8 protein-coding genes are annotated in these 6116 nt (G+C 70.7%); 2 read left to right on the top strand and 6 right to left on the bottom strand.

Translation table 11 applies throughout. The features are described from left to right. The 6 genes from Q0C12_RS14410 to Q0C12_RS14385 all read right to left on the bottom strand — a co-directional run. A partial coding sequence (locus Q0C12_RS14410) for a hypothetical protein (RefSeq protein ID WP_290891400.1) occupies positions 1 to 909 on the bottom strand: 909 nt, incomplete at its 3' end. Then, entirely contained in the window at positions 906 to 1946 is a 1041-nt protein-coding gene (locus Q0C12_RS14405) for a MoxR family ATPase (RefSeq protein ID WP_290891398.1), read from the bottom strand. The genes Q0C12_RS14410 and Q0C12_RS14405, both read right to left, overlap by 4 nt. Positions 1947 to 1978: 32 nt before the next feature. After that, positions 1979 to 3349, bottom strand: coding sequence for a toll/interleukin-1 receptor domain-containing protein (locus Q0C12_RS14400; protein WP_290891396.1), 1371 nt, complete (start codon positions 3347 to 3349; stop codon positions 1979 to 1981). 28 nt (positions 3350 to 3377) lie between these two features. Continuing rightward, positions 3378 to 4391, bottom strand: coding sequence for a hypothetical protein (locus Q0C12_RS14395; protein ID WP_290891394.1), 1014 nt, complete (start codon positions 4389 to 4391; stop codon positions 3378 to 3380). Between the two features lie 5 nt (positions 4392 to 4396). Continuing rightward, complete coding sequence (locus tag Q0C12_RS14390; protein WP_290891392.1) at positions 4397 to 4681, bottom strand: hypothetical protein; 285 nt, start codon at positions 4679 to 4681, stop codon at positions 4397 to 4399. Positions 4682 to 4704: 23 nt separating this feature from the next. Next, a complete protein-coding gene (locus Q0C12_RS14385; protein WP_290891390.1) occupies positions 4705 to 5214 on the bottom strand; it encodes a hypothetical protein in 510 nt (169 codons plus the stop codon). A gap of 320 nt (positions 5215 to 5534) precedes the next feature. Between Q0C12_RS14385 and Q0C12_RS14380 the strand changes: the two genes are divergently transcribed. Together Q0C12_RS14380 and Q0C12_RS14375 are read left to right on the top strand one after the other, a co-directional pair. Beyond that, the gene (locus tag Q0C12_RS14380; protein ID WP_290891388.1) at positions 5535 to 5780 is read left to right on the top strand and encodes a DUF6364 family protein; all 246 of its coding nucleotides are present in this window, start codon (positions 5535 to 5537) and stop codon (positions 5778 to 5780) included. Next, positions 5770 to 6116: TA system VapC family ribonuclease toxin (locus Q0C12_RS14375; protein ID WP_290891386.1), on the top strand; the 347-nt coding region annotated here is incomplete at its 3' end. The genes Q0C12_RS14380 and Q0C12_RS14375, both read left to right, overlap by 11 nt.

Below are 6116 nucleotides of genomic sequence, written 5' to 3'. Positions count from 1 at the left end.
ATGCTCGCGCACCGCGCGCAACACCTGCGCCACGTTCGTGCCGCGGTCCCAGGTGGCCAGCGCCAGCCGCGCGGCCACGTCGGCCGGCCAGCGCTCGGCCGGCCAGGGCACCAGCAGCGTGGCGCGCGCGCCAGCGCGCTGGGTGAGTGCGGCCAAATCCAGCCAGCGCGCGCTGCCGCGCTCGTCGGGCCGCGCCAGGGGCGAGAGGCCCAGGTCGGTGAGCACCACCACCGCGCTGCCGCGATGCACGCCCAGCGTGGCCAGCGCCTCGGCCGGCCTGCCGAGAAAGGCACCGGTGCGCACCGCATGCCGGCCGGCAGCCTGCCGCAGCGCATCGGCGAAGCCTTCGACGTCCTCGCCGAAGACGTCCATGCCCTCGCCCAGGTCCTGCAGCAGCACCACGTCGTGCGCGACAGTGTCGCGGCGCCGGCGCGGCAGGCGCGCGGGCAGGCGCCGGCGCGCCACCGCCCGCACGAGAGCGTCTGTGTCCAACGGGCCGCGCGCCTGCGGCATCACCGCGGCGGCGCGCACGATGGAGGGCGCGGTGGCCGGGGCCAGCAGCGGCAGCAGTGCGGGCACGGCTGCATCGGCGGTGCTGGCGTCGAGGGCGATCGAGCTCACCTCGACGAGGAAAGGCTGGCTCTGCGACTGCACGGCCGCCTGTGGCGCCAACACGGGCAGCGACGCTTCGCGGCGCGCCGCCGATGACTGCCGGTGAACGGCAACGCCTTGGCCGACCATGGCGGGCAAGGTGATGGCGGCTCCGGCGGCGGTGGGGCGCAGCGGCTCGTCGCGCGGCAGCTCGAAGCCGAGCGCGGCAGCGATGGCCGGCCAGCGCGCCGGCTCGTCGGGCGCCAGGGCAGCGATGGCGCGCAGCACGTCGCCCAGCCCGATGGGCGCCAGCCTCACGGGCGCGCCGCCGCCTTGCGCAGCGTGAGCGACAGCAGGCGCTCCCATTCGTCCTTGCGCGCTGGCGCCAGGCCGAGTTCGCGGCTGGCACGCACCGCGTCCAGGAACTCGGCGGTCCCAGCGCCTTTGCGGTCCATCTGGCGCAGTTCCTCGCGGATGCGCACCGCCTGGCGCGCCAGCTCCTGGATGCGCTTGGTCTCGTCGGCGTCGAGTGCATGGCCTTCGCGCGCCGCATGCGCGTGAGCGATGGTTTCCAGCCGCGCCGCGTCGGGCGAGGCCAACTGGTGCGTCACGCAGCGCCGCACGAAGGCCGGCGGCAGTTCACGCTCGCCGTTGCTGGTGATGACCACGAACAGCGGGGCCGCCGGCGTGCCCTTCTTGCGCGTGGCCGGCGTGACCCGCTGCACGGTGACCTGGGTCTCGGTCACGGGGAACTGGCCCGAGCCCAACGGCACCAGCAGCGCATTGGGCACGTCGGGATCGGCCTTGTCGATCTCGTCGATCAGCACCACCGCGTGGTGCTTGGAGCGGCGCGCGTTCAGCGCCGCCTGCGGTTCAGAGGCCATGGCGCCGGCACGCGGGCGCGGGCTGCCTTCGGTAGCGCCGCGTCGGCGCGCGCCTTCGCGGTCCAGGGCCCACCACAGCACGCCGGGCTCGACATAGCGCCGGTCGTCCAGCGATGGCTTGCCGGCCGCGTCCCCGAGCTTGCGCACGGTGTCGAACTGGTACAGCAGGTCGGCCGCCTCGGTGCGCCCGGTGATCACGCGCTCGTAGTAGCGCCAGCCCAGGCGCTCGGCCAGCCAGGCCGCGAGCGACGACTTGCCGCTGCCGGGGTCGCCGGTCAGCAGCAGCGGCCGGCCGGTGGCCACCGCCACCTGCATCGCCAGGCGCAAGGGCTCGTCCAGCAGGTAGATCGAGCCGTCGCGCAGGTCGCCGCCGGCACTGCGCGGCGCCCCCGCGGCGGCCTTCGGCGCGCTGTCGCCCGCCGCCTGCAGCCGGGCCACCACCTCCGCCACCGTCATCACGCCGTTTGCCATGTCTTTCCTACTTTCTGTTTGCGCGCGGACTCTCAGCTGCCGCCGCGCATCAGGTCGATGTGTTCGGCCACCAACACGGTGGCATCCTCGTCGGTCTCGGGCACGTCCACGACAGCGGCCGGCGCCGCGGGCCATGCCCGGTCGACCGCGCCCACCAGCTTGGCGTCGGCTGGCAGGCGCCGGCCCAGGGACTGCACCAGCGCCGCCGGGTCTTCGCCGGCCAGGGGCTGTAGCGATGCGACGACGAAGCAGTCCAGCCCGGCCATGCGGGCACGCGCGACCGCCTTGCCCACTAGCAGCAAGTCGGCCGCGCTGGGCTCGGCGCCTTCGCCCATCACGCCGCTGAGGGGGCGCACCCAGCCGGCGTTGCAGCTGGCGCGATAGGCGGCCAGCTCCAGCACGCGGCGGTCGCCCGTGCGCAGCAGCACCGGCGCCGACCGCCCGGCAGCACCGCTGCCGGCCGCGGCCACGGCCACTGCCATGGCCGGCGGCGCCGCCAGAGGCCTGAGCTGGGCGCAAAACTTCTGCTCGTCGTCGCTGCGCGGCGTGACCTCGGGGTCGCCGGGAATCAGCCCGGCCAGCGCCTCGACCAGCGGATAACGCGCCTGGCCGCCGGCGCCGGTTTCGACGGCGCCGGTCTGCAGCAGCATGCGCGCCAGCTGCTGCAGCGCGTCGCCATCCCATTGCAGCGGCGCCTTCAGGCCCAGCGCCTTCGCCGCCCCCTGCAGCCGCGTGGTCAGGCCACGCCGCGCGAGGTCGTCGAGGAAGGCGCGCAGCTCCTGCGCCCAGCCCGCATGGCGCGGGTCCTGCGGATCGGCCAGGCCCTGCATCTGCGCGACCACCTGTTCGACGATCTCGGCGCTATCGAGCTGCGCAGCGGCGCCGCGGAAGGCGCCGCGCGATGCCTGCACGGGTTGCCAGCGCGTGATGTCCAACGCCGCCCAGTAGGGGTCGGCGGCCAGGGTCTTGTAGTCGACGCCGGCGCACAGCACCGGGACCAGGCGCAGCCCGGACCAGCGGCCGCGGCGGTCGGCCAACACGGTGGCTTCGCGCAGGACCCAGGGCGACTTCAGCGCCTCCGGCGTGAGCAGCAATACCGCGCCCTGGCAGGCGTGGAGCGCGGTCACGATGGCGGCTTCCCACTCGTCGCCCGGATTCAAGCGCGAACGGTCGAACCACACCGGGGCGATGGCGCACAGGCGCTGATCGAGCGCGCTTCGCAATTCGAGCGCGAAACGCAGGCGCTCCTGCTCGTCCGCGGGCATACCCGGCGGCGGCTGGGCCACCAGAGCATCCTTGCAGCTGTGGCTGACGAAGATCAGGGTGTGCTTCCTCCGGTGCGGCGCGCAGTATCGCGCGTTCGCGGCTGCGCGCACCGAGGGAATCTCGCGCAGTTGTCGCACCAGGCTGCGGCGGCCTGGATCGGTGCGCCTATTGCGCCAGCGTGTGGCTCCAGACGAGTTCCTCTGCGACCGGAGCCGAATGGAGTTGCAGCATGCAAGGGGCCGAGTCGATCTGCGCGTCGTGCAGAGACTGCGAAAGCGTAGCCCGTTCCCGGGCTACCCGCTCCCCCAGTGTCACCAGTGCCGAGGTCGCCTTGGCCTGGTCGGTGATGGCCTTGTGCTGGGTGGGCGGGACCGCCGTCCTGCCGAGTCGGGCCTGAGCCAACCCCTTCGCGCCCTTGGGCATGGGGGCCAGCCATTCGGCCGTTCGCGTCGACACCGTCGCGGCCAGCCCAGGAGTGCCCAGGCAGAGAAGGACTTCGGACCGGGCCGCGTTCACGACGGTCAGCAAGCGCAGCATGTCCACCACTTCAGGCCTTGCGAGTGCCAGTAGACGCCCTCCTGATGAAAGACGCTCCGATCCAGCGCCTTCAAGAGGCAAGCCCAAGTCGATCATGCGCCGCAGCCCGATCTCGGCCTGCTCGGAAAGCACGGACTCGGATTCCTCCCAGTAGCGCTGGCGCTCCTGCGCATGACGCAGGCTGAACGCCTCGTCGGCGCGGCGCAGCGCGAACTGGCAGCGGCCCAGAAACTCGGCCTGCTGGTTGGCCAGGACCGTCGAGACGACCCGGGAAACGCCATCGACCTTCGATTCCACGCGCTTCAGGCTGGCCAGGATCATGGCGAACCCATCCACCGAAACCCCGAGGTTCAGCACGGACGCTGCGGCACCTATGCCGGCCACCGCCTGCACCTGCTCCACGAGCCGCTTGATCTGGAAGAGCTGGACATTGCCCACCAGGCCACTGACCGTGGAAAGGGGTGACGAAACAAGACCCAGGCCATGCTTGAGGATCATGTCCACCAGGGGCCTGGTCGGTTGAAGGTGACCCAGGATCCTGCCGGTCACCACATCCGTGACCATGGCACCGTCCACCAAGGCACGACCGCTCTCGACGGCCGCGACGAGCGCTTCGGGAACCTTCATCAGGTGGACGAACATCGTGCTCAGCCCAAGGTCGACACTTGGCGCCGCATTTCGTGCGCACTGAGCAGGAACAGCGTCGCGGGAATGGTCTTGCGGTAGGACGTGGACATCGCCGCGTTTGCCAGGAATGCGACCGCAGCAGGTGCCGATAGCACCACGCCCCCCACGGCAGCGGCACCGCCGCCGGCAGCGAGTTGCGCGCCGGACACCACGCCGAGCAGCCGCACGACCACCCACACGCCAACCTGGTACAGGGTGCCACCGAGAACGCCCGCCATGGCGAACGAAGTCGCGCCCGCCGCCATTTGCAGGATGCCCGACCCGGCAATCAGGCCGGCGCCGAGGCCGCGCCCAGGGAGGCGGTCGTCACCTGTGCGACGCCCGCGCGTCTTGCCTGTGTCGTGCTCGCGCTTGCCGCTGCAGCCATTTCGGCGTTGACCTGATCGGCGAACTTGGCCTTGTCCTTCTCGCCCATCGCCTCCCAGGCGACCTTGGTTCGGGCATCGAAGAATTCGAGAATCTTCCTTTCGATGTCTTCCTCCTGCGCGGAGTCGTCCATCTTGTAGGGGGTCCACTTCCAGCCGGGGTTCAGCTTGTCCGCCACGTCGATCAGGATGCGCTTCCAGGGCAGTTGATGGTCGCGGCGCCCCAGATTGCGCAGGGTATGGCCATGCACTGCGCGCCACTCGGCGCTGACAAGTGCCACCTTCATTTCGTGCGAGACGACCTGGAACTCTTGATCATCGGGCTTGCAGCGCAGTGCACTGACCCAGATCGACTCGAGCTCCGCGTCGTCAAGTGCCTGGAGCAGTTGGAACAGTCGGTCGTTGTAGGGCATGCGAGGTTCGGACGAAGGCTCGGGCGGGCGGCGGACCAGCTTTTCGCCAACCGGGCTTCGCGGGATTCTCACCCGGCTCGGCTCCGCCGGGAGGCGACGCGACGACTGCCAGCGAGGCGGGCAGGTTGGCGCAGACAGTAAGCCGAGCCGCAGTCTGGGACGGGCTTGAGTCAGCGCGGGAAAGTGGATTGAGCTTCGACCACCAGTGCCAGTCGTGCCGACTGGTTCTACGGTTCCGAGGCGGTCCAGACCGAGCTTGCCTGAAGTGCCGCCCTGGAGACCTGAACTAACGTCCGTACAGGAATCTGTATCATCAAGCCATGAAGACGACGCTAGACCTGAACGACCAGTTGCTGGCGGATGCCAAGGCCCTGGCGGCACAGCAGCGGACCAGCCTGACCCGGCTGATCGAGGAAGGCCTCCAGCTGCGCCTGCGCGCGCAGGCGGCCGGCCCCGCGCGCAGCCGCAAATCGCTGCCTGTGTTCAAGGGTCGTGGCGGGCTGGTCACGGGCCTGGACCCTCGCAGCAACAAGGCCATGCTCGAGGCGCTGGGCGATGACGCCTGACGTGAACGTACTGGTGGCGGCGTCGCGCAGCGATCACCCCCATCACGCGGTTGCGCGAACCTGGCTTGAAGGCGCGCTGGCTGCCGCCGAGAGCGGGGCCGCCTTCAGCTTGATGCCGATGGTGTTGGCGAGCTTCCTGCGCCTGGTGACAAGTCCCAAGATCTTCAAGGTGCCAACGCCGGTGGCTGACGCGGTAGGTTTCGTCGATGCAGTGCTGGAGACGCCTGGCGTGCAGCTCGCCGGTTTGGGCCCGGAGTGGGCGAAGCTGCGGCAGTTGTGCCTGGACAAGCAACTGGGCGGCAATGATCTTCCCGATGCTTGGCTGGCGGCTGCCGT

The sequence above is a fragment of the Arenimonas sp. genome, assembly GCF_022842045.1.
Taxonomy (GTDB): Bacteria; Pseudomonadota; Gammaproteobacteria; order Xanthomonadales; family Xanthomonadaceae; genus Arenimonas.
This window is presented reverse-complemented; position numbering and strand designations above follow the sequence as displayed.